Consider the following 20,531-nt stretch of genomic DNA (forward strand, 5'->3'; position numbering starts at 1 on the left):
AGTCCGATGTCGCTGATGAAGAAGATCGTTCTCGCCCTGATGGCCGCCGGCATGCTGCTGGCGGTGTTCCTCGAAACCGCGCCGGCGCAGGAAAAGAAACACGAAGGCCATGACATGGCAGGTATGGCGATGTCCGCCGCCACGCCGTCGACGCAAGGCTACAAGGCGGCCATGGACAGGATGCATGCCGACATGATGGCTGTGCCCTATACAGGCGACACCGATATCGATTTCGTGCGCGGCATGATCCCGCATCACCAGGGCGCCATCGACATGGCCAGGGTCGTGCTTGCCAACGGCAAGGATCCCGAGATCCGCAGGCTCGCCGAGGGCGTCGTCAAGGCGCAGGAGGCCGAGATCAAGGAGATGCAGGACTGGCTGAAGGCGCACTCGGTGAAACAGGGCGAATAATAGGACGGCTGTTGCTGGCTTCGGACGCATTGCGCGATATCTTGTCACCGAAGCGGTACAGTCCGGAGCCCAGCCCATGTCGATTGCAACCACCACTCTTCCCGCCGGCGAGGCCGTTCCGACGCTCGGTCTGGGAACATGGCGCATGGGCGAGGACCGTCGCACCTTCGACGCCGAGGTCGCGGCGCTGAAACTCGGCCTCGACCTCGGCGTCACCTTGATCGACACGGCCGAGATGTACGGTTCCGGTGGGTCGGAGCGAGTGGTGGCGGAAGCCGTGCGCGGCCGCCGCGACGACTGCTTCATCGTCTCCAAGGTGCTGCCGTCGAACGCGTCGCGGGCCGGCACGGTGCAGGCCTGCGAACGCAGCCTGAAGAACCTCGGCACCGATCGCATCGACCTCTACCTGCTGCATTGGCAAGGCGGCGTGCCGCTCGCCGAGACGGTCGAGGCCTTCGAGACGTTGCGGCAGGCCGGCAAGATCCGGCACTGGGGCGTGTCGAATTTCGACACCGACGACATGCGGGAGCTGGTTGCCTTGCCGGCCGGTGCCAAGTGCCAGACGAACCAGGTGCTCTACAATCTGGCGCGGCGCGGGCCGGACTACGACCTTGTGCCGTGGAGCCAGGAGCAGGGCATGCCGCTGATGGCCTATTCTCCAGTCGAGCAGGGCAGGCTGGCGCGCAATGCCAGGCTCGACGCCGTCGCCGCGCGCCACGATGCGACGCCCGCCCAGATCGCGCTGGCCTGGGTGCTGGCGCAGCCGGGCGTCATCGCCATTCCCAAGGCCGTGAAGCCGGACCATGTGCGCGGGAACGTGGCGGCGGTGGACATCAGGCTCACGCAGGAGGACAGGGCCGAGCTCGACCGCGTCTTCCCCGGTCCGTCTCGCAAGCGTCCGCTTGAGATGATCTGAGGACGGGCGCGGGATCGCCGCTGGTCTTCTCCTGTCTCCGCAACCGCCAATCTCAATAACGGTCGTGGCGGCGTACCCATGTCATGGGGAAGGAAAAGGCGTCCTCGTCGCGGCCCTTCGGCACCAGGTCGAGGAACTGGTAGGTGCCGTTCAGGGCGTCGATGCCACGCTGGTAGCAGGAATAGGTGTGGAACACCGTGCCGGCTTCGTCCCTGGCAAAGACGCTGAAGCCGACCTGGTCGGAAACGTCGTTTTCCTGCACCTTATAGTTCAGGTACATGACGCCGGCGGCCAATTCCTCGTCGGTGCAGGATGCCTGATAGTCGTAATTGTAGTCGCTTCCGAAGGACGAGACCCAGGGGAATCGCCAGCCCATGCGCTTCCTGTAGGCATCGATCTTTTCGTAGGGCGCGCGTGAGACCGCCGCGAGCGTCACGTCGCGATGGGCGAGGTGGACCGTCATGCCGTCATAATGGTCGGCCCAGAAGGAGCATGATTTGCAGCCTTCCTCCCAGTCCGGCGCGAACATGAACTGATGGACGATCAGTTGCGAGCGGCCGTCGAACAGGTCGGCCAGCGCCAATTCGCCGTCCGGGCCACGAAAACGGTAGTCCTTCTCGACCCGCTCCCACGGCATCACCATGCGACGGCGGGTCAGCGCGTCGCGCCGGTGTGTCAGCTCCTTCTCCGCAGCCAGCAGGTCGAGGCGCGCTTTCAGCCATTCCTCGTGCGAGACGATCGGATGATCGGTCATTGTCTTCTCCTCTCGGGCGGGCTGCCTGCCGGCCTTGCCGGCGCTCCGCCGTCTGTGAACGCCCCGGCATTCGAAGGGTTCATCTCTCTCCTGACACCACCTCCAGCCAGGGGCCGAGATGGAAGGCTGCCATCAAGAGATACATCGACGCCATGCCGCCGGCGGACCACCATGTCGGATCGCCGCCCATGCACGTCACCGCGATCGGGCTGGTATCGAGCATGGCCGCCAGCGTCATCAGGACGAAGGTGGGCGCTGCCGCCAGATGCAGCCATTTGGCGACATGGCGGGCGGCGGCGCGGCGGGCGGTGGGGGAACCGCCCGGCTTTGCGGGCTTTTCAGCGGCAGCAGTCATGGGCTTGTGCGTCGCCGTAGCGGTCGTGATGTCGCCACCACACGCCCTGCTCGTTGCGGCCGAGCGGCGCGCGGTCGAGCCACTGGTACATGCCCCAAAGGCCGTCCATTCCGCGGGAATAGGCCGAATAGGTGTGGTAGACGTCGCCGTCCTGCAATGCGAACGCGCTGACGCCCGGCCGGTCGCGGGTATAGGTGGCGACATCCGTCCCGGTCATCGCCGCGATCCGCGCCACCGGCGTCTCTTCACCAGGCTGCTCCCATTGCTGCACGATGCGCCCTGCCAACGCCTCGACGTCCATTGCCGGCTCGCGTCGCCAATTGTACTCGACGCCGCCCTCGCGCTGCTGGTCCTCCGTGAAGAAGACGCTGAAATCGGCGTTGAAATCACTGCCGCCCGAAGACGCCCAGGGAAACGTCCAGCCCATGCGGCGTTTGAAGGCCTCGAGTTTTTCGAGTGGCGCCCGCGATATCGTCCAGAAGGCGACGTCGTGGTTCTGGAGATGCGGCACGATGCCGTCGTAGCCATCGGCGATTGAGGAACAGGAGGGACAGCCCGCCTCATAATCGGGCCCGAACATGAAATGATAGACCAGAAGCTGCGAGCGGCTGTCGAACAAATCCTTCAGCGAGGCCTGGCCCTTGTCCGTGTCGAAACGGTAGTCCTTCTCCACCCTGACCCAGGGCAGCGCCTGTCGCCGTGCGGCCAGCACGTCGCTCTGCCGGGTCAGTTCCTTCTCTTCCTTCAGCACGGCGAGCCGTGCCGCCTGCCATTCCTCGCGGGTGCCTGTGCTGTGGTTTGTCATGGCAAAGCCTCCTTGTTGCCGCCATCACTGGCGGGTTGCGGTTGAAACGAATTGTTGCCTTCGTTCTGGTTCGGGCAGGCCGGTGGCCTTACGCCGGCAGGCGCGTCTCGTACTCCGCCTTGAGTCGAGCGATCTCGTCCCAGAACGGTTCCGGCACCTTGCCCTCAAGTCGCGCCGCGAGCACGTCGAGATGCGTGTGCCAACCAGCCGTGACGTTGAGCAGCACGGTGCGGTCCGGCACGCGCTTGTGAACGACGGTGAGCAGCACGTTCCGTCCCTTCTCCGTAAGCGTGAAACGCACTTCGCCGGCGGTGCCGAAGGTAAAGGCGAGGCTGTGTGGCGGGTCGACGGCGAGAATTGTCGATTGCAGCGTATGCTCGCTGCTCGATCCCTCGGGCCGCCTGCCGGGAGGATCGGTCAGCTCGTCATTGCGCCAGGTGAGCGAGAAGGACGCGCCTTCCCTGAGTTCCATGTCGCCTGAAGCCAGCCACTGGCGGCGCAGATCGCTGTCCGTGAGGTAGTCCCAGACGCGCTCGATCGGGCCGGGCAGCAGGCGCTCGATGGTCAGTGTGGCCGGCTGGGTGATTGTGCCGTAGAGATTTGGCATGGACAGGTCGTTCATGGTTTTTCTCCTTCTTTGCTCTTTCGGGCTTTCGGGTTGCCGGAGGCGGCGGGCTTCCGCTCCGCCGCCTTGCGGGCGTCGTCCTCGCGCAGTAGGCGCTCAAGCAGGTCTAGGCGGCCGGTCCAGAAACGCTCGTAGAAGGCGAGCCATTCATAGGCGCTGGCGAGCGGCCCCGGCTCCAGACGGCAGATATGCGTGCGCCCGCGTACCTCGCGGCCTATCAGTCCCGCATGTTCCAGCACCTTGATGTGCTTGGACGCGGCCGCGAGCGACATGTCGAAGGGCTCGGCCAGCTCCGAGACGGTGCGCTGGCCGCCGGCGAGCTCGGATAGCATCGCGCGCCGCGTCGCGTCGCCGAGCGCGTGGAAAACAATGTCCAGTTCAGGTGCAAAAAATTCAACCATAAGGTTGAATATAGCCCTGCAAACCTGACTGTCAACCGGATGGTTGAATATTTTTCATTCGATGGCGTCTGTAACGATGTGGGCGGAGCGCAGGCCGAAGCGGCGGGCTCAGGCGTCCTTAGAAGGGGCGCCGGACTTGGTTGCTGCAAGCGCATCCGGATCAAAGAACGACCCGAGCAGCGGCCTGATGCGCGACAGTTCGTCGAGATGCGCGCCGGAAAGCTCGGCGAGGAACGCCTCGGCGTGTTCGGTCAGGGAAAGCAGCACGCGCCGTTGGTCGTGTGGATCCGGCAGCCGCACGACCAGTCCGGCCTCGACCAGCCGGTCGGTCAACTCCACTGCGCTGTGATGATGGATGATCAGGCGCTCGGCGAGGTCGCCGACCGAGATCGGCGCCCCGTTCCGGAAACCCTTGACGACCAGCAGCGCCTGGTGCTGGCGCGGCGTCAGGCCCGCTTTGCGCGCCGCCTTCTCGCTGAAGTCGAGGAAGCGGCGCAGCACGTAGCGGAACTCGGCCAAGGCCGAATAGTCGGCTTGTGTCGGCTGTTTTCGCGGCATGACCGTTCATGCCCGCAGACGCGCTACCCGTCCAGTCCGAAATCGCACTTGAATTTATATCGTGTTGCGATAGAAGGCTGCATCCTTGATGCGACCGCGTCAGGGCACCCTTTTCCTCGCCACTCGGAAAGAACCGTCGTGACCAACCCGACCCAGCCGGAGCATCGCCGCCTCGGCGACTTCACAACCAGTCCCCGCGTCCTCTTCATTTCTGCCGTGGCCATCGTCGTCGCCACGGCCGGCGTCGCGGTCGGCATTCTGCTCCTGCATCTCATCCGGCTCGCCACCAATATCGCCTATTTCGGTCGGTTCGACCTCGCGGAACTGAGCATCGAGAATACGCCGCTGGGTCTGTGGGCCGTGCTGGTGCCCGTCGCCGGCGCGCTGGTCATCGGCCTGATGGCTCGATACGGCAGCGAGAAAATCCGCGGCCACGGCATTCCCGAAGCCATCGAGGCGATCCTGCTCGGCCGTTCGCGTCTCAACATCAAGGTGGCGATCCTGAAGCCGCTTTCTTCGGCGATCTCGATCGGCACCGGCGGTCCCTTCGGCGCGGAAGGCCCGATCATCATGACCGGCGGCGCCGTCGGCTCGCTGATCGCACAGGCGCTTCCCGTGTCGGACAACGAGCGCAAGACGCTGCTGGTGGCCGGCGCTGCCGCCGGCATGACCACGGTATTCGGCACGCCGATCGCCGCCATCATGCTGGCTGTCGAGCTGCTCCTGTTCGAATGGACGCCGCGCAGCTTCGTCCCCGTCGCCGTCGCCGCGATCGTGGCCCAGGTCGAGCGCACGCTGTTCCACATGCCGTCGCCCCTCTTCGCCTACGCCGGAACCGCCGACATGACCCTTGCCGGCCTTGGCGGCTGGGTTCTCATCGGCATTGCCGGCGGCCTGCTCTCGGGCCTCCTTACCCTGCTCGTCTATGCCTGCGAGGACGCTTTCCTGAAGCTGCCCATCCATTGGATGTGGTGGCCGATGATCGGCGGCCTCGTTGTCGGCCTCGGTGGCCTGATCGAGCCGCATGCGCTCGGCGTCGGCTACGACAACATCACCCGCCTGCTGGGCGGCGGGACGATTGCCGAGGCGGCGCTTCTGCTTCTGGCGGTGAAGGCGGTCATCTGGGCTGTCGCGCTGGGATCGGGAACGTCCGGCGGCGTGCTGGCGCCCCTGCTCATCATGGGGGGCGCCCTGGGAGCGGCGCTGTCCGGTTTCCTTCCCGCAGCGAGTCCGGGCTTCTGGCCGCTGCTCGCCATGGCCGCCACGATGGGCGGCACGATGCGCGCGCCGCTCACCGCGACCTTCTTCGCGGTCGAGCTCACCGGCAACACCCATCTGCTGGTGCCGCTGATTGCCGCCTGCGTCACCGCCCATGCCGTCACCGTCCTGGTGATGAAGCGCTCGATCCTGACAGAGAAGGTGGCTCGCCACGGCCACCACATCACGCGTGAATACCGCGTCGACCCGTTCCAGCTCACCCGCGTCAGCGAAGTGATGACCAACAAGGTCGAGTCCGTGCCGGCGTCGATGACGCTGCACCAGGTCGCCGCCTTCCTCACCGCGCCGACCACGCGCCATCCCAGTTTCCCGGTGGTGGACACGGCCGGCCATGTGCTCGGCATCGTCGATCCCCCTTCGGTCATCGCCTGGCGCCATGCCGGCAAGCACCGTGGCGCGACGCTGGCGGACCTGCTTGCCGGTGCGAAGATCACGCTCGCCTATCCGGACGAATATCTCGAAGTGCTGGCCGAAAAGCTGATGAAAGCCAACGTCGCCCACCTGCCGGTGATCTCGCGCCAGGACGAGACGTTGGTCGGCTATGTCGGCTGGAAGGACCTGATGCGCGTGCGCCTCAAGGTTCGCGCCGAGGAGCAGGAGCGCTCGTCGTTCCTTGCGATGCGCCGGTCAAAAGGAGAGGAGAAGGCCTAGCCGCCGCTGCCGCAACCCGGCATATGCAGGCGGCCGGCTAAGCTAACTTCCTGCGACCATCCCCTTCAGCCGGTAGACCGCCTCCAGCGCTTCGCGCGGCGTCATCTCGTCGGGATGCAACGCCGCCAGCGTTTCGCTGAGGGCGTCCGGTCGGGTCGAGGCGGCTGGTTTCGACGCTTCCTTCTTCACCGCGACCGAAAACAGCGGCAGGTCATCCACCAGCCGGTCGGCCTTGCCTGAAACCTCGCCTTCCTCGAGCTGGTGCAGCACGTCGCGGGCGCGCTGGACCACCGCCTCGGGCAGGCCGGCAAGGCGTGCCACCTGTACGCCGTAGCTGCGGTCGGCGGCGCCCTGCGCCACCTCGTGCAGGAAGACGACGTCGCCGTTCCACTCCTTCACCCGCATGGTGACGTTGGAGAGCCGGGGAAGCTTTCCGGCCAGCGCCGTCATCTCGTGGAAATGCGTGGCGAAGATCGCCCGGCAGCGGTTCTTCTCGTGCAGGTATTCCACCGCCGCCCAGGCAATGGACAGCCCGTCGAAGGTGGCTGTGCCGCGCCCGATCTCGTCGAGGATCACCAGCGCCCGCTCACCGGCCTGGTTGAGGATGGCGGCGGTTTCCACCATCTCGACCATGAAGGTCGAGCGCCCGCGCGCCAGGTCGTCGGAAGCACCGACACGGGAGAACAGCCGGTCCACGATCCCGATATGGGCGCTTTGGGCGGGGACGAAAGACCCCATCTGGGCGAGGATGGCGATCAGCGCGTTCTGGCGCAGGAAGGTCGACTTGCCGCCCATGTTGGGGCCGGTCAGCAGCCAGATGGCGCCGGCGCCTCCATTTCCTGGCGCGTCGTCTGGCGGGGAGAGGTCGCAATCATTGGCGACGAAAGGGCTTTCGCCGCTGCGGCGCAGCGCCTGCTCCACCACTGGATGGCGTCCGCCCTCTATTGCGAAGGCCAGCGAGGAATCGACCAGCGGCCGGCGCCAGTCCTCGCTTTCCGAAAGCAGGGCAAGCGAGGCGGACACATCGAGCACGGCCAGCGCCTCGGCGCCCGTGCGGATTTTTTCCGCCTCCGTCACGGCCTCGCCAACCAGCGCCTCGAAGGCGGCGAGCTCGATCGACAGCGCCCGGTCGGCGGCATTGGCGATCCTGGTTTCCAACCCGGCAAGCTCGGTGGTGGTGAAGCGCATGGCGTTCGCCATGGTCTGGCGGTGGATGTATTTCGCCTTTGCGGCGTCGCTCCCGGTCAGCGCGCCTGCGTGGGTGGCGGTCACCTCGATATAATAGCCGAGCACATTGTTGTGCCGGATCTTCAGCGACCTTACGCCGGTCTCCTCGATCAGGTCGCGCTCCATGCCGGCGATGACCTTGCGCGATTCGGTGGCCAGCGCGCGCATCTCGTCCAGCTCGCCGTCGTAGCCGGCACGAAGATAGCCGCCGTCGCGCTTGAGCAGCGGCAACTCGTCGCCCAGCGCCTTGCCTAGGTGGTCGGCGAACCGCTCGGGCAGTCCGTGGATCGCGGCCAGCGCGGCGCCGAGTTCGGCGGGCGGACGGGCAGCGGCGAACAGGCCGGCGATCTCGCGGGCCGCCACGAACCCGGCCCTGAGCGCGCCGAGGTCGCGCGGGCCGCCGCGGTTGAGCGCCAGCCGCGACAGCGCGCGCGGCATGTCGGCCACGCCCCTGAGCGCCATCCGCACCGCATGGCAGAGCCGGGTTTCGGTGCGCAGGAAGGAGATCGAATCCAGCCGCGCGGCGATTTTTTCCGGATCCGTCAGCGGCGCCGTCAGGCGATCGGCGAGCAGCCGCGCACCACCGCCCGTCACCGTGCGGTCGATCGCCTTGAACAGGGACCCCTCGCGGCTGCCGGAGAGCGTACGCAGCAGTTCCAGGTTGGCCCGCGTCGCCGGATCGATGAACAGCGCTGCGCCGTTCTCCTCGCGCGACGGCCGCGAAAGCGGCGGCCGCTCGGCCTTCTGGGTCTTCTCCACATAGGCGATCGCGCCGGAGATGGCGGAAAGCTCGGCGCGGGAGAAGGAGCCGAAGGCGTCCGGCGTCGCCACCTCATAGAAGCGCGCGATGCGGCTGGGCGCGCTGGCGGAATCGAACAGTACCGCCGGCTGCGGGCTGGCGGTGCGGCCCAGCACGTCGAAGACGGGTTTCAGCTCCGGATCATGGAACACCGGCTCGGCAACGATCAGCTCGCGCGGATCGACGCGCAATATGTCGGCCAGCAGCCGGTCCGGCCCGGTCTCGGTGACGCGAAAGACGCCGGTGGAGATGTCGATCCAAGCCAGGGCGTAATTGGCGTCCGTTCCCGCGGCCTTCACCCGCCCCAGCGCCATCAGGTAGCTGGATTGTGCGGCATCGAGCAGCTTGTCCTCGGTTATGGTGCCCGGGGTCACCAGCCGGATCACGTCGCGTCTGACGACCGACTTCGAGCCGCGCTTTTTCGCCTCGGCCGGATCCTCGATCTGCTCGCACACGGCGACGCGGAATCCCAGCGCGATCAGCTTCTGCAGATAGTCGTCGGCCGCATGAACCGGCACGCCGCACATCGGGATATCGGCGCCCTGATGCTTGCCGCGCTTGGTCAGCACGATGCCAAGCGCGCGGCTGGCCTTCTCCGCGTCGTCGAAGAACAGCTCGTAGAAATCGCCCATGCGATAGAACAGCAGCGAATCCGGGTTCGCCGCCTTGATCTCGATATACTGCTCCATCATGGGGGTCACGCCGGTTGTAGCGGCCGGGACGGGCGTGCCCTGGGAGCGTATGGGCGTTTCGTCGTTCAAGAAACTCTTTTCCAAAAACCGCGAAGGTCCCTGCTTGGCGCTTTACGTGGCCAGAGTGTAGCCTTAATCCCGAACGCTCCACAAAGAAATGCGCCGTCCAAGGTGCAGCGATACCCGAGGAAACCCAGATGGCGAAAAAGCCCGAGCAGAACGGCCCCTCCGTCAGTGCCGAGGAGGCGCTGGAATTCCACGCGTCAGGCCGGCCCGGCAAGCTGGAGATCGTCGCCACCAAGCCGATGGCCACCCAGCGCGACCTGAGCCTGGCCTATTCGCCGGGCGTCGCCGTGCCGGTCAAGGCGATCGCGGAAGACCCCAGCCGCGCCTTCGACTACACGGCGCGCGGCAACATGGTGGCCGTCATCTCCAACGGCACCGCCATCCTCGGCCTCGGCAATCTCGGCGCGCTGGCCTCGAAACCGGTGATGGAGGGCAAAGCGGTGCTGTTCAAGCGCTTCGCCGACGTCGATTCCATCGACCTGGAAGTCGCCACCGAGGACGCCGACCAGTTCATCAACTGCGTGCGCTACCTCGGCCCTTCCTTCGGCGGCATCAATCTCGAGGACATCAAGGCCCCGGAATGCTTCATCATCGAGCAGCGCCTGCGCGAGCTGATGGACATCCCCGTCTTCCATGACGACCAACACGGCACGGCGATCATCGCCACCGCAGGGCTGATCAACGCGCTGGAGATCACCGGCCGCGACATGAAGACGACGAAGCTGGTCTGCAACGGCGCTGGCTCTGCCGGCATCGCCTGCATCGAGCTCATCAAGGCGATGGGTTTCGCGCCGGAGAACATCATCCTGTGCGATACCAAGGGCGTCGTCTACCAGGGCCGCACCGAAGGCATGAACCAGTGGAAGTCGGCGCATGCGGTCAAGACCGAGGCGCGCACGCTGGCCGACGCGATGGAAGGCGCCGACGTGGTCTTCGGCCTCTCCGCCAAGGGCGCGCTGACGCCGAAGATGGTGCAGTCGATGGCGAAGAACCCGATCATTTTCGCCATGGCCAATCCCGATCCCGAGATCACGCCGGAGGAAGTGGCCGAGATCCGCACCGACGCCATCATGGCGACGGGCCGCTCGGATTACCCGAACCAGGTCAACAACGTGCTCGGCTTTCCCTATATCTTCCGTGGCGCGCTCGATGTCCGTGCAACCACCATCAACGACACCATGAAGATCGCCGCCGCCGAGGCGCTGGCGCGGCTGGCGCGTGAGGACGTGCCCGACGACGTCGCTGCCGCCTATCAGGGCAACCGGCCGCGTTTCGGGCCGAACTACATCATCCCCGTACCGTTCGACCCGCGTCTGATCTCGGCAGTGCCGGTGGCGGTGGCGAAGGCGGCGATGGAATCGGGCGTCGCCGGAAGACCGATCATCGACCTTGAAAAATATGCGCAGGAACTGTCGGCCCGCCGCGACCCGATCGCCTCGACGCTGCAGCGCATCTACGACCGCGTGCGCCGCCAGCCCAAGCGCATCGTCTTCGCCGAAGGCGAGGAGACCCAGGTGATGCGCGCCGCCGTCGCCTACGTCAACCAGCGTCTCGGCACCGCCATCCTGCTCGGCCGCGACGACGTCATCAAGGAGAACGCGCGCGCCGCCGGCGTCGATCTGAACAAGTCGGGGCTTGAGATCATCAATGCACGCCTGTCGCGCAAGAACGCGATCTACACCGACTATCTCTACGAGCGCATGCAGCGCCAGGGTTTCCTGTTCCGCGACTGTCAGCGCCTCATCAACAACGATCGCAACCACTTCGCCGCCTGCATGGTGGCGCTGGGCGACGCCGACGGCATCGTCACCGGCGTGACCCGCAACTATTCGACGGCGTTGGAAGACGTGCGCCGCGTCGTTGACGCGCGGCCTGGCCATCGCGTCATCGGCGTGTCGATCGTGCTGGCGAGGGGCCGCACGGTGCTGGTCGCCGACACCGCCGTGCATCAGATGCCCGACGCCGTCGAGATCGCCGACATCGCCGAGGAGGCGGCCGGCTTCGCGCGGCGGATGGGCTACGAGCCGCGCGTCGCCATGCTCGCCTATTCCACCTTCGGCCACCCGCAGGGTGAGCGCTCCGAGCGCATCCAGGAGGCGGTGAAGATCCTCGACAAGCGTCGCGTCGATTTCGAGTATGACGGCGAGATGGCTGCCGACGTGGCGCTGAACCCGCGCGCCAAGGCGCTTTATCCGTTCATGCGCCTGACCGGCCCGGCCAATGTGCTGGTCATGCCCGCCTTCCACTCGGCTTCGATCGCCACCAAGATGCTGCAGGAACTCGGCGGCTCCACCGTCATCGGCCCGCTGCTGGTCGGCCTCAACAAGCCGGTGCAGATCGTCGGGCTGGGCGCGAAGGATAGCGACATCGTCAACATGGCGGCGATGGCGGCATTCTCGGCGGGAAGCTGAGCCGTAGCCCACGCAAGCGAGCGAGAATCCGGCGGTCCGGGTTTCCGGGCTGGGCGAGTCCGTGGCGGACTCGCCCTAGCGCGTCGAATCGGACGCGGCGCAGCGTGGTCAGCTTATTCCGTGACGGTGAACCCGCATTGCTTCTGTTCCATCGCGATCTGCTTGGTGATGCGGATGGCGTTCTGCGCATAGGCCTCGGTCACTGAACCGCTGTTGACGACCTTGTCCTTCAGCGGGCTGACGTTGGCGCAGAGGTGGAAGACATGCGGATCCGAGGACTTCTTGGCGCCGTTTTCCGGCGCGATCCAGTAGACGACATCCTGGCCGTCGGGGTGTTCCGCACTCTTCGTCGCCGAAGTCACCGTGGCGGAATCCGTGGCGATCTCCTGCGCCTGGGCGGCGACGTCCGGCGAGCAGGCAGTGGTCGCCTGTCCCGTCCTGATCTGCGTCGCGCATTCGTTCATGTCCTGGGTATACTGCTCCACCGACGGGGGCTGGTAGCTGACCCCGACCAGCGTCGCCAGCACCGCCAGCACGGCGCCGACGCTGCCGGCGACCTTCTTGGTCTTCGGGTCCATGTTCTTGTCGGTCAGGATCAGGAAGACCAGCGGCAGGAAGGCGATCAGCGTGATGATCGCGCCGAGCTGGTTCTGGAAGAAGAACTTGAACGTGTCGGACGCGCGGGCCGGATCGTGCCGGTTGGCGGCCTTCCACAAAAGGTTGCCGGCGATCGCGAAAACCGCCATTCCGATGAGCAGGCCGACCAGCAGCGGCATGTTTCCCGGCTGGTCGAACTTGTGCTGGTAGAACAGGTAGATTCCGGCGATCTCGCCGCCGATGGCGACGATCCAGCAGAGCGCGGCGAAAAGGCGTAGCCGCGTTGCGGCGGACTTCTGGCCCTGCGTTGCCTGCCAATCCTTGGTAACGTCTGCGGCCGGCTTGTTGTCGGTCATGACCAAATTCTCCGGTATCGACACCTTTGCCAGTGCGACGGCGGAAAGGCCAACACGCTCGGCGCAGCGTCATTGAACGAACGTCTTCATCGCCTGCCCCGGCGACGCGGCGAACAAGCACCCTCCACGGCAGACCCTATCCATATTGCGCATGAATTGATCCGTCCATACCCACACAGCCGAACGCGGATGCGGCAATGGCTTCCAGGGTCCGCCGCCGCTGCGGGCGCCCGGGCTCGAAAAGCCAGCCGATCGGCTTCCGTCCGTTGCGCCGGTCGCTTCCCCCCTTTGCCTTCACGGCGAAAGCGACTATGAAGCGGAAGCCAGAGCCCGAGGGGCAGCAAGCCGGAGCCAGCCATGACAGAGATCCTTCAGACCCCCAAGCTCGTCGTCGTTTTCGGCGGGTCCGGGTTCGTCGGCCGTCACGTCGTGCGCGCGCTGGCCAAGCGCGGCTACCGGGTGCGCGTCGCCTGCCGCCGACCAGATCTCGCCGGCCATCTCCAGCCGCTCGGCAATGTCGGCCAGATCCAGGCCGTGCAGGCCAATCTGCGGGTGCGCTGGTCGGTGGACCACGCCGTGCGCGACGCCGACCATGTCGTCAATCTCGTCGGCATCCTGCACGAGAGCGGCCGCCAGACCTTCAACGCCGTGCACGAATTCGGCGCCCGCGCCGTGGCGGAAGCCGCCCGTGCCGTCGGCGCGGGGCTGACGCATATGTCGGCGCTTGGCGCGGATATGGGTTCGGGCTCCGCCTATGCGGTCTCCAAGGCGCGCGGCGAAAAGGCGGTGCGGGAGACGGTGCCGGGCGCCGTCATCATGCGTCCCTCCATCGTTTTCGGCCCCGAGGACGGCTTCTTCAACCGCTTCGCCAACATGGCGCGCTTCTCGCCGGCCCTGCCGCTGATCGGCGGCGGCAAGACGAAATTCCAGCCGGTCTATGTCGGCGACGTCGCCGAGGCGATCGCCCGCTCGGTGGACGGCAGCCTCGCTGCCGGCGCGGTCTACGAACTCGGCGGCCCGCAGGTGCTCACCTTCCGCCAGTGCATGGAGGAGATGCTGGAGGCGATCGACCGTAAGCGCGTGCTTGTCTCGATGCCGTGGTGGCTTGCCAATCTGCAGGCCTCGATCCTCGGCCTTCTGCCCAATCCGCTGCTGACGCGCGACCAGGTCATGCAATTGCGCGAGCACAACATCGTCTCCGGCAACGCCGAAAATGAAGGCCGCACCCTGGCCGGCATCGGCATCCGCCCGCCACAGGCGCTCGGCACCATCCTGCCATCCTATCTGTGGCGCTACCGTGCCGCCGGACAGTTCACCAGAAGCCCTTCGGGCAACGCCGAGGCGTAAGAATGGCGCGAGGCCGCAGGCTTCGCCACGGGATCGGGCGCTCCGGCTCGCCGGAGCGGTCGCTCACCCCCAGATGAAAAGGGCGGCGAGGCCGACGACGCCCACCGCCAGCCGCCACCAGCCGAACAGCGCGTAGCCGTGGCGTGACACGAAGGCCAGCAGGCCGCGCACCACGATCAGCGCGGTGACGAAGGCGGCGACGAAACCCACCGCGATCACCGGAACATCCGACGCCGACAGAAGGTGGCGATTCTTGACGAGATCGAGCGCGAAAGCGCCGATCATGGTCGGGATGGCGAGGAAGAAGGAGAATTCCGCCGCTGCGCGCTTGTCCACGCCCATCAGCATCGAGCCGACGATGGTCGAGCCGGACCGGGACGTGCCGGGGATCATCGCCAGGCACTGGAACAGGCCGATCTTGAACGCTACCGGCAAGGGCAACGAGGCCGCGTCATGGAATTTCGGCTTCAGGTCCAGCCGGTCGATCCACAAAAGCACGATGCCGCCCAGGATCAGCATGACGCAGATCAGCTTCGGCGTCTCGAACAGCACGGTCTTGATGAAATCGTGCAGCAGCGCCCCGATCACCGCCGCAGGCAGGAAGGCGACGATCACGCCCACCATCAGCCTGACCGCCGGGTCGGCGGGCAGTTCGGGCGGCAGGAAGAGATTCGGCCGCCTGAACCGCACCAGCGAGACAAGCAGTTCCCAGGCGCAGCCGCCCAGCCATATGACGCTCGCCAGCACGCCGATGGCGGCATCGACCAGGCAGCGAAACGCGTCGGGCCTTCGCAGGAAGGCCCGGAACCGCCCGGCGTAGAGACTGAGGATGGCGAGGATCGCGCCAAGCTGGATCAGCACCTCGAACACCTTGCCGGTGGAGTTGAAGCCGAGGAAATGACCGGCCAGCAATATGTGGCCGGTGGAGGAGACGGGGAGGAATTCGGTCAGGCCTTCGAGCAGGCCGAGCAGCAGGGCTTCGATCAGCGTGTGTGTGTCCAAGCGCAGTTCTCACGTTGCCATAACAGGCATGGCCTGCCATGGGATGGTTGTCACGGCGCGGGAGTCACCCTATAGGTCGCAACACCCTTGCCGGCCCCAGCCGTCGCGGCCAAGGTTTATCCATGCGGCAGGCGATTCGCCAGAGCGCTTATCAATCGCGGTATCATGCTCACGCTTTTTCATCATCCCATGTTTTCATCCTGTCGGTTCGTCCGCCTCGCTTTCGGCGAATATGGCGAAGAGCTGGCGCTGGTCGAGGAGAAGCCGTGGACGCGGCGCAAGGAGTTCCTGGCGCTCAATCCCGCCGGTACCTTGCCTATCCTGCTGGCGGAGGGCGATGTGCCGATCGTCGGCGCCGCGGTCATCGCCGAATATCTCGATGAGACGCGCGGCGTGCTCAAGCGCGACAGGCGGCTGTTCGTCGAGGGGCCGATGGAGCGGGCCGAGATCCGCCGGCTGGTTGAATGGTATCTCGTCAAGGCCGAGAGCGAGATCACCCGCCATCTGGTGCGTGAGCGCGTGCTGAAGCCGCAGATGCCGCCCGAGGCCGGCGGCGGTTCGCCTGATTCGACCGCCATCCGCGCCGCCCGCGCCAATATCCGCCAGCATATGAAATACACCAACTGGCTGGCCGGCACCCGTCACTGGCTGGCGGGAAGCCGCATCACCTATGCCGACCTCGCGGCAGCCGCGGCGCTTTCGGTGCTCGACTATCTCGGTGAGATCGACTGGGCCGAGCATCCGGCGGCGCGCGAATGGTACACGCGGCTGAAGTCGCGTCCCTCGTTCAGGCCGCTGCTCGCCGACCGCGTACGAGGGATTTCGCCGGTATCGCATTATGCGGACCTCGACTTCTGACCCCGACAGGCTGCGCGACCTGATCGAGCGCGAAGCGCGCGCCGCCGGCTTCGACGCCGTTGCGGTCGCATCGCCTGACGCCATCCCGCTGGCGCCGACGCGGCTCGCCGAATTCGTGGCGGACGGCTTCCACGGCTCGATGGGCTGGATCGAGGAGACGATGGCGCGCCGCGCCGATCCCTCCACGCTCTGGCCCGAGGTGCGCTCCGTCGTCGTGCTGGCGATGAACTACGGCCCCGACAGCGACCCGCGCGCGATCCTCGCCCGGCCCGACCGTGGCGCGATCTCCGTCTATGCGCAGAACCGTGACTATCACGAGGTGATCAAGGGGCGGCTGAAGACGATCGCCGGCAAGCTCGTGTCGCGCGCCGGCGGCGACGTCAAGGTGTTCGTGGACACCGCGCCGGTGATGGAAAAGCCGCTGGCCAAGGCGGCCGGCCTCGGCTGGCAGGGCAAGCACACCAATCTGGTCAGCCGGGCGCATGGGTCCTGGCTTTTCCTGGCGACCATCTTCACCACCGCCGACTTGCGCCCGGACACCCGGGAGGAAGACCATTGCGGTTCCTGCCGAGCCTGTCTCGATGCCTGCCCGACCGACGCCTTTCCGGCGCCTTACAGGCTCGATGCGCGCCGCTGCATCTCCTATCTCACCATCGAGAACAAGAGGCCGATCCCGCGCGAATTCCGCGCCGCCATCGGCAACCGCATCTACGGCTGCGACGACTGCCTCGCCGCCTGCCCCTGGAACAAGTTCGCCAGCACGGCCTCCGAAGCGAAGTTCTTCGCGCGCGAGGAACTGCGGGCGCCGAAGCTGGAGGACCTTCTCCGGCTTGACGACGCCGCTTTCCGCGCCCTGTTCACCGGCTCCCCGGTCAAGCGGATCGGCCACGATCGTTTCATCCGCAACGTGCTGATCGCGGCCGGAAATTCCGGAAAGACCGGCTTGGCGGACAGCGTACGCCCGCTTCTCGCCAACGCCTCGCCGCTGGTGCGAGGCGCTGCGGTGTGGGCGTTGTCGCGACTTTTGCCACCGCGCGCCTTCGCCGAGCTTGCCGGGCCGGCGCTGGACGGTGAAGACGACGAGACGGTGCGCGACGAATGGCGCATGGCCGCGCAAGAGATGCTGGAGATCGGCGTATGATGAAGGTCTTCATTTTCGGCGCGGGCTATTCCGGCAAGGCTTTCGCCCGCGCCAACGCGGCAGGCGCGCAGGTCGTGGGCACCACGCGCTCGCTCGAGAAATTCGCTTCGCTGGCCGCCTCCGGTGCACGCCCGCTGCGATTCGAGGGGCAATTGACCGACGGGATCGCCGGGGAACTGGCCGATACGACCCATCTGGTCGTCTCGATCGCGCCCGACGAGGCCGGCGACCCGGTGCTGTCGGCCGCGCGCGATCATATCGCCGGCAAGATGCCGGCGCTGCGCTGGATCGGCTACCTGTCGACCGTCGGCGTCTATGGCGACCACGGCGGCGGCTGGGTGGACGAGAGCGCCGAATGCCGGCCGGTTTCGGCACGCTCGCGCCGCCGCGTCGAGGCGGAACGCGCATGGCTGGACTTCGGCGGCGAGCTCGCCCGTCCCGTTGCGGTACTGCGGCTTTCGGGTATCTACGGGCCGGGGCGTAACGCCTTCGTCAATCTCGCCAACGGCACCGCAAAACGGCTGATAAAGCCCGGCCAGGTGTTCAACCGCATCCATGTCGAGGACATCGCCGCCGTGCTCCGGCATCTGGCCGAGCGGGAGACCGGCGGCATCTTCAACGTCACCGATGACCTGCCGGCGCCGCCGCAGGATGTGGTCGCCCACGCCGCTTCGCTGATGGGTGTCGAGCCGCCGCCGGAAATTCCGTTCGAGACCGCCGAGCTTTCGCCCATGGCGCGCTCCTTCTATGGCGAGAACAAGCGCGTCTCCAACGCCGCGATCCGCCGGGAAGGCTTCGCCTTCCGCTTTCCCGATTATCGCGTGGCGCTTGAGGCCATGTGGCGGGACGGCAACTGGGCCGACGGCGAAGCGCGCAGTCCGATGAAACGCTCGTGATCGGCTTCGGCGGGGCGGATATGCTATGATTCGCCCCGGCGGGAGGCGCGCGGACGGGAAACCGGGAATGATACAGGCGATGCGTGCGATGGTTCGCAGGACGACATTGACGGCGGCCGTCCTGGCCGCGTTCCAGGCGGGCGCCTTGGCAACAGGGCCGGCGGCGGCCTCCGACCTCGCCAAGGATCTGTTCGGGGCCGAGAAACTGCCGTCCGCCGCTGCGCCACAATCCTTCGGCTTCTACTCCAAGGGGTGCTTCGGCGGCGGCGTCGGGTTGCCTCTGACCGGACCGACATGGGAAGTGATGCGGCCCTCGCGCAACCGCAACTGGGGCCATCCAGCCATGATCGCCCTGCTGGAGAAGTTCTCGCGCGACGCGGTCGCCGACGGTTGGCCCGGCCTTCTGGTCGGAGACATCTCGCAGCCGCGCGGCGGCCCGATGCGCACCGGCCACGCCTCGCACCAGATCGGCCTGGACGCCGACATCTGGTTCAGCCCGATGCCGTCGACGCCGTATTCGCTGGCCGGGCGCGAGAAAATCGGCGCACGGTCCCTGCTCGAGCCGGGAACGACACATGTCCTCGACGACAAGCGCTGGGACCCGGTCTATGCGCGACTGCTGAAGCGCGCTGCGAGCTACCCGGAAGTGGAGCGCATCTTCGTCAACCCCGCCATCAAGAAGAAACTATGCGAGACGGTCGTCGGCGCCCGCGCCTGGATGAACAAGGTCAGGCCGTTCTGGGGTCATGACGAGCATTTCCACGTTCGCATCGGCTGCCAGCCGGGCTCGCCGGGCTGCAAGCCACAGCAGAGTACGGGACGCGGCGATGGCTGCGACAAGTCTTTGGCATGGTGGTTCACCGACGAGCCGTGGCGGCCGGCCAAGGGACCGGCGAAGCCGAGGGCGCGCGACATCATGACCATGGCCAGCCTGCCGCAGGCATGCCGCGCCGTGCTCGACGCGCCGAGCCCGCCTTCCGCCCAGGCGGCGATCTTCAATGGCGGCAGCAGCATGCCGGTCGCGGCGGCTGCTCCGGCAGAGGCTGCGCCGGTTCCGGACGCCGGCGCGCCGTTCGCCGCCAATGCCTTCGCCGAGACGCCGAAGATCGGCGTGCCGCTGCCCCGCCCGCGTCCCGGCTCCTGACGGGACCGGCCTTTCGCGGCCGTTCACCCGTGAACGTGCTTCCTGTTCGCTCGGCTGTCTTTTGGGAGTGGCGGATGCGTGACAGGAATCGCGACGCGGTTCCATTTCTTCGATCGGAAAACCGCTTCGCACTTTCCGATCCCATGCTCTATAGCTTCAATCGGTTTGAAGGCCGAAAAAGACTGCCATGCCGGGGAGAGGAATGCCGAGCGCCTGCGACGACGAGACCGCGTTGAGATTTCCGATCCTGATCGGCGACATCGGCGGCACCAACGCCCGTTTTTCCATCGTCATGGACGCCAATTCGGAAGCAGGCGAACCGTGGATCGTGCGGACCAGCGATTTCGCGACCATCGACGAGGCGATCCAGTCCGCCGTTCTCGACAGGTCGTCGGTCCGGCCGAATTCCGCTGTGCTCGCCGTGGCCGGACCCGTCGACAGCGACGAGATCGAATTGACCAACTGCCCCTGGGTGGTCAGGCCGCGTGCAATGCTGGCCAATCTCGGCCTCACCGACCTCGTCGTGCTCAACGACTTCGAGGCGCAGGCGCTGGCGGTCGTGGCGCTCGGCGAGGAGCATATGGAAAAGATCGGCGGCGGCGAGCCGGAGCCCGGTGCCGGGCGCGTCGTGCTCGGTCCCGGCACCGGCCTCGGCGTCGCCGGTCTGATCCATGCGCTGGGGCGCTGGATTCCGGTTCCCGGCGAGGGCGGCCATATGGATCTCGGGCCGCGCACGGCGCGCGATTTCGAGGTTTTTCCCTATATCGAGAGGATCGAGGGCCGCATTTCCGGCGAACAGATATTGTGCGGCCGTGGTCTGGTGAACGCTTACCGGGCGGTCGCGAAGGCGGACGGCAGGCCGGCGCCTTTCACCCTCCCTTCGGAAGTGACGGCGGCCGCGCTCGCCGGCACGGACGCCACCGCAGAGGAGGCGCTCGCGCTCTTCGTTACCTGCCTCGGCCGCACCGCCGGCGACCTGGCCCTGGTTTTCATGAGCCGCGGCGGCGTGTTCCTGACCGGCGGCATCGCCCAGAAGATCGTGCCGGCGCTCAAGACCGGCAATTTTCGCGCCGCCTTCGAGGACAAGGCCCCGCATGGCGACCTGATGCGGTCCATGCCCGTCTACGTCATCACCCATCCCCTTGCCGCGCTGGTGGGGCTGGCGGCCTATGCGCGCGCGCCGTCGCTTTTCGGCGTCCAGACGGCCGGCCGCCGCTGGAATGCCTGATTCTGTCGACAGG

Annotated in this window: 19 protein-coding genes; 10 read left to right on the plus strand and 9 right to left on the minus strand. The window is 66.5% G+C overall.

Annotation, left to right across the window (positions count from 1 at the left end; all coding sequences use genetic code 11):
* Window positions 1-6: 6 nt before the first annotated feature.
* Both copM and ABMA46_RS02250 read left to right on the plus strand, forming a co-directional pair.
* A complete protein-coding gene (gene copM / locus ABMA46_RS02245; RefSeq protein ID WP_348997647.1) occupies window positions 7-411 on the plus strand; it encodes a CopM family metallochaperone in 405 nt (134 codons plus the stop codon).
* Between the two features lie 76 nt (window positions 412-487).
* Complete coding sequence (locus ABMA46_RS02250) at window positions 488-1,327, plus strand: aldo/keto reductase (protein ID WP_348997648.1); 840 nt, start codon at window positions 488-490, stop codon at window positions 1,325-1,327.
* A gap of 52 nt (window positions 1,328-1,379) precedes the next feature.
* On the opposite strand, the gene ABMA46_RS02255 is transcribed toward ABMA46_RS02250, so the two are convergent.
* The 6 genes from ABMA46_RS02255 to ABMA46_RS02280 form a co-directional block, all read right to left on the minus strand.
* Window positions 1,380-2,081, minus strand: a complete 702-nt coding sequence (locus ABMA46_RS02255) for a DUF899 domain-containing protein (protein ID WP_348997649.1) — start codon at window positions 2,079-2,081, stop codon at window positions 1,380-1,382.
* Window positions 2,082-2,160: 79 nt separating this feature from the next.
* Window positions 2,161-2,436, minus strand: coding sequence for a hypothetical protein (locus tag ABMA46_RS02260; RefSeq protein WP_348997650.1), 276 nt, complete (start codon window positions 2,434-2,436; stop codon window positions 2,161-2,163).
* The gene (locus ABMA46_RS02265) at window positions 2,420-3,241 is read right to left on the minus strand and encodes a DUF899 domain-containing protein (RefSeq protein ID WP_348997651.1); all 822 of its coding nucleotides are present in this window, start codon (window positions 3,239-3,241) and stop codon (window positions 2,420-2,422) included. Before ABMA46_RS02265 ends, ABMA46_RS02260 begins: the two co-directional genes overlap by 17 nt.
* An 88-nt stretch (window positions 3,242-3,329) precedes the next feature.
* Window positions 3,330-3,863: an SRPBCC family protein gene (locus tag ABMA46_RS02270; protein ID WP_348997652.1), complete on the minus strand. Its 534-nt coding sequence runs from the start codon at window positions 3,861-3,863 to the stop codon at window positions 3,330-3,332.
* A complete protein-coding gene (locus ABMA46_RS02275; RefSeq protein ID WP_348997653.1) occupies window positions 3,860-4,267 on the minus strand; it encodes an ArsR/SmtB family transcription factor in 408 nt (135 codons plus the stop codon). The genes ABMA46_RS02270 and ABMA46_RS02275 overlap by 4 nt, the downstream gene beginning before the upstream one ends.
* A gap of 108 nt (window positions 4,268-4,375) precedes the next feature.
* Window positions 4,376-4,825, minus strand: coding sequence for a MarR family winged helix-turn-helix transcriptional regulator (locus ABMA46_RS02280; protein WP_348997654.1), 450 nt, complete (start codon window positions 4,823-4,825; stop codon window positions 4,376-4,378).
* A gap of 138 nt (window positions 4,826-4,963) precedes the next feature.
* On the opposite strand from ABMA46_RS02280, the gene ABMA46_RS02285 reads away from it, so the two are divergent.
* The gene (locus ABMA46_RS02285; RefSeq protein ID WP_348997655.1) at window positions 4,964-6,754 is read left to right on the plus strand and encodes a chloride channel protein; all 1,791 of its coding nucleotides are present in this window, start codon (window positions 4,964-4,966) and stop codon (window positions 6,752-6,754) included.
* A 42-nt stretch (window positions 6,755-6,796) separates the two neighbouring features.
* On the opposite strand, the gene mutS is transcribed toward ABMA46_RS02285, so the two are convergent.
* Entirely contained in the window at window positions 6,797-9,541 is a 2,745-nt protein-coding gene (gene mutS, locus ABMA46_RS02290; RefSeq protein ID WP_425475675.1) for a DNA mismatch repair protein MutS, read from the minus strand.
* 128 nt (window positions 9,542-9,669) lie between these two features.
* Here mutS and ABMA46_RS02295 point away from each other — a divergent pair, with 128 nt between their 5' ends.
* The gene (locus ABMA46_RS02295) at window positions 9,670-11,949 is read left to right on the plus strand and encodes an NADP-dependent malic enzyme (protein WP_348997656.1); all 2,280 of its coding nucleotides are present in this window, start codon (window positions 9,670-9,672) and stop codon (window positions 11,947-11,949) included.
* 113 nt (window positions 11,950-12,062) lie between these two features.
* On the opposite strand, the gene ABMA46_RS02300 is transcribed toward ABMA46_RS02295, so the two are convergent.
* Window positions 12,063-12,902, minus strand: a complete 840-nt coding sequence (locus ABMA46_RS02300) for a succinate dehydrogenase/fumarate reductase transmembrane subunit (protein ID WP_348997657.1) — start codon at window positions 12,900-12,902, stop codon at window positions 12,063-12,065.
* A gap of 357 nt (window positions 12,903-13,259) precedes the next feature.
* Between ABMA46_RS02300 and ABMA46_RS02305 the strand changes: the two genes are divergently transcribed.
* On the plus strand, window positions 13,260-14,249 hold the full coding sequence (locus tag ABMA46_RS02305; RefSeq protein ID WP_348997658.1) for a complex I NDUFA9 subunit family protein: 990 nt from the start codon (window positions 13,260-13,262) through the stop codon (window positions 14,247-14,249).
* 63 nt (window positions 14,250-14,312) lie between these two features.
* Here the strand turns inward: ABMA46_RS02305 and ABMA46_RS02310 are convergent, their stop codons facing one another.
* Window positions 14,313-15,251 (minus strand): undecaprenyl-diphosphate phosphatase, encoded by a 939-nt coding sequence (locus ABMA46_RS02310; RefSeq protein ID WP_348997659.1) that lies wholly within the window; start codon window positions 15,249-15,251, stop codon window positions 14,313-14,315.
* Between the two features lie 165 nt (window positions 15,252-15,416).
* Between ABMA46_RS02310 and ABMA46_RS02315 the strand changes: the two genes are divergently transcribed.
* The 5 genes from ABMA46_RS02315 (at window position 15,417) to ABMA46_RS02335 (ending at window position 20,518) form a co-directional block, all read left to right on the plus strand.
* On the plus strand, window positions 15,417-16,109 hold the full coding sequence (locus ABMA46_RS02315) for a glutathione S-transferase family protein (protein WP_348997660.1): 693 nt from the start codon (window positions 15,417-15,419) through the stop codon (window positions 16,107-16,109).
* On the plus strand, window positions 16,090-17,250 hold the full coding sequence (queG, locus tag ABMA46_RS02320; protein ID WP_348997661.1) for a tRNA epoxyqueuosine(34) reductase QueG: 1,161 nt from the start codon (window positions 16,090-16,092) through the stop codon (window positions 17,248-17,250). The genes ABMA46_RS02315 and queG overlap by 20 nt, the downstream gene beginning before the upstream one ends.
* Window positions 17,247-18,146, plus strand: coding sequence for an SDR family oxidoreductase (locus tag ABMA46_RS02325; protein WP_348997662.1), 900 nt, complete (start codon window positions 17,247-17,249; stop codon window positions 18,144-18,146). The genes queG and ABMA46_RS02325 overlap by 4 nt, the downstream gene beginning before the upstream one ends.
* A gap of 67 nt (window positions 18,147-18,213) precedes the next feature.
* Window positions 18,214-19,290, plus strand: a complete 1,077-nt coding sequence (gene mepA / locus ABMA46_RS02330; protein ID WP_348997663.1) for a penicillin-insensitive murein endopeptidase — start codon at window positions 18,214-18,216, stop codon at window positions 19,288-19,290.
* Window positions 19,291-19,492: 202 nt separating this feature from the next.
* A complete protein-coding gene (locus tag ABMA46_RS02335; RefSeq protein WP_348997664.1) occupies window positions 19,493-20,518 on the plus strand; it encodes a glucokinase in 1,026 nt (341 codons plus the stop codon).
* The last annotated feature ends 13 nt before the right edge of the window (window positions 20,519-20,531 follow it).

The sequence above is a fragment of the Mesorhizobium hunchu genome, assembly GCF_040081975.1.
GTDB classification, from domain to species: domain Bacteria; phylum Pseudomonadota; class Alphaproteobacteria; order Rhizobiales; family Rhizobiaceae; genus Mesorhizobium; species Mesorhizobium hunchu.

Coding starts and splice junctions, on each gene's coding strand:
- copM (WP_348997647.1), top strand. CDS start 7: ATGTCGCTGATGAAGAAGATCGTTCTCGCCCTGATGGCCGCCGGCATG.
- ABMA46_RS02250 (WP_348997648.1), top strand. CDS start 488: ATGTCGATTGCAACCACCACTCTTCCCGCCGGCGAGGCCGTTCCGACG.
- ABMA46_RS02255 (WP_348997649.1), bottom strand. CDS start 2,081: ATGACCGATCATCCGATCGTCTCGCACGAGGAATGGCTGAAAGCGCGC.
- ABMA46_RS02260 (WP_348997650.1), bottom strand. CDS start 2,436: ATGACTGCTGCCGCTGAAAAGCCCGCAAAGCCGGGCGGTTCCCCCACC.
- ABMA46_RS02265 (WP_348997651.1), bottom strand. CDS start 3,241: ATGACAAACCACAGCACAGGCACCCGCGAGGAATGGCAGGCGGCACGG.
- ABMA46_RS02270 (WP_348997652.1), bottom strand. CDS start 3,863: ATGAACGACCTGTCCATGCCAAATCTCTACGGCACAATCACCCAGCCG.
- ABMA46_RS02275 (WP_348997653.1), bottom strand. CDS start 4,267: ATGGTTGAATTTTTTGCACCTGAACTGGACATTGTTTTCCACGCGCTC.
- ABMA46_RS02280 (WP_348997654.1), bottom strand. CDS start 4,825: ATGCCGCGAAAACAGCCGACACAAGCCGACTATTCGGCCTTGGCCGAG.
- ABMA46_RS02295 (WP_348997656.1), top strand. CDS start 9,670: ATGGCGAAAAAGCCCGAGCAGAACGGCCCCTCCGTCAGTGCCGAGGAG.
- ABMA46_RS02300 (WP_348997657.1), bottom strand. CDS start 12,902: ATGACCGACAACAAGCCGGCCGCAGACGTTACCAAGGATTGGCAGGCA.
- ABMA46_RS02305 (WP_348997658.1), top strand. CDS start 13,260: ATGACAGAGATCCTTCAGACCCCCAAGCTCGTCGTCGTTTTCGGCGGG.
- ABMA46_RS02315 (WP_348997660.1), top strand. CDS start 15,417: ATGCTCACGCTTTTTCATCATCCCATGTTTTCATCCTGTCGGTTCGTC.
- queG (WP_348997661.1), top strand. CDS start 16,090: ATGCGGACCTCGACTTCTGACCCCGACAGGCTGCGCGACCTGATCGAG.
- ABMA46_RS02325 (WP_348997662.1), top strand. CDS start 17,247: ATGATGAAGGTCTTCATTTTCGGCGCGGGCTATTCCGGCAAGGCTTTC.
- mepA (WP_348997663.1), top strand. CDS start 18,214: ATGATACAGGCGATGCGTGCGATGGTTCGCAGGACGACATTGACGGCG.
- ABMA46_RS02335 (WP_348997664.1), top strand. CDS start 19,493: ATGCCGAGCGCCTGCGACGACGAGACCGCGTTGAGATTTCCGATCCTG.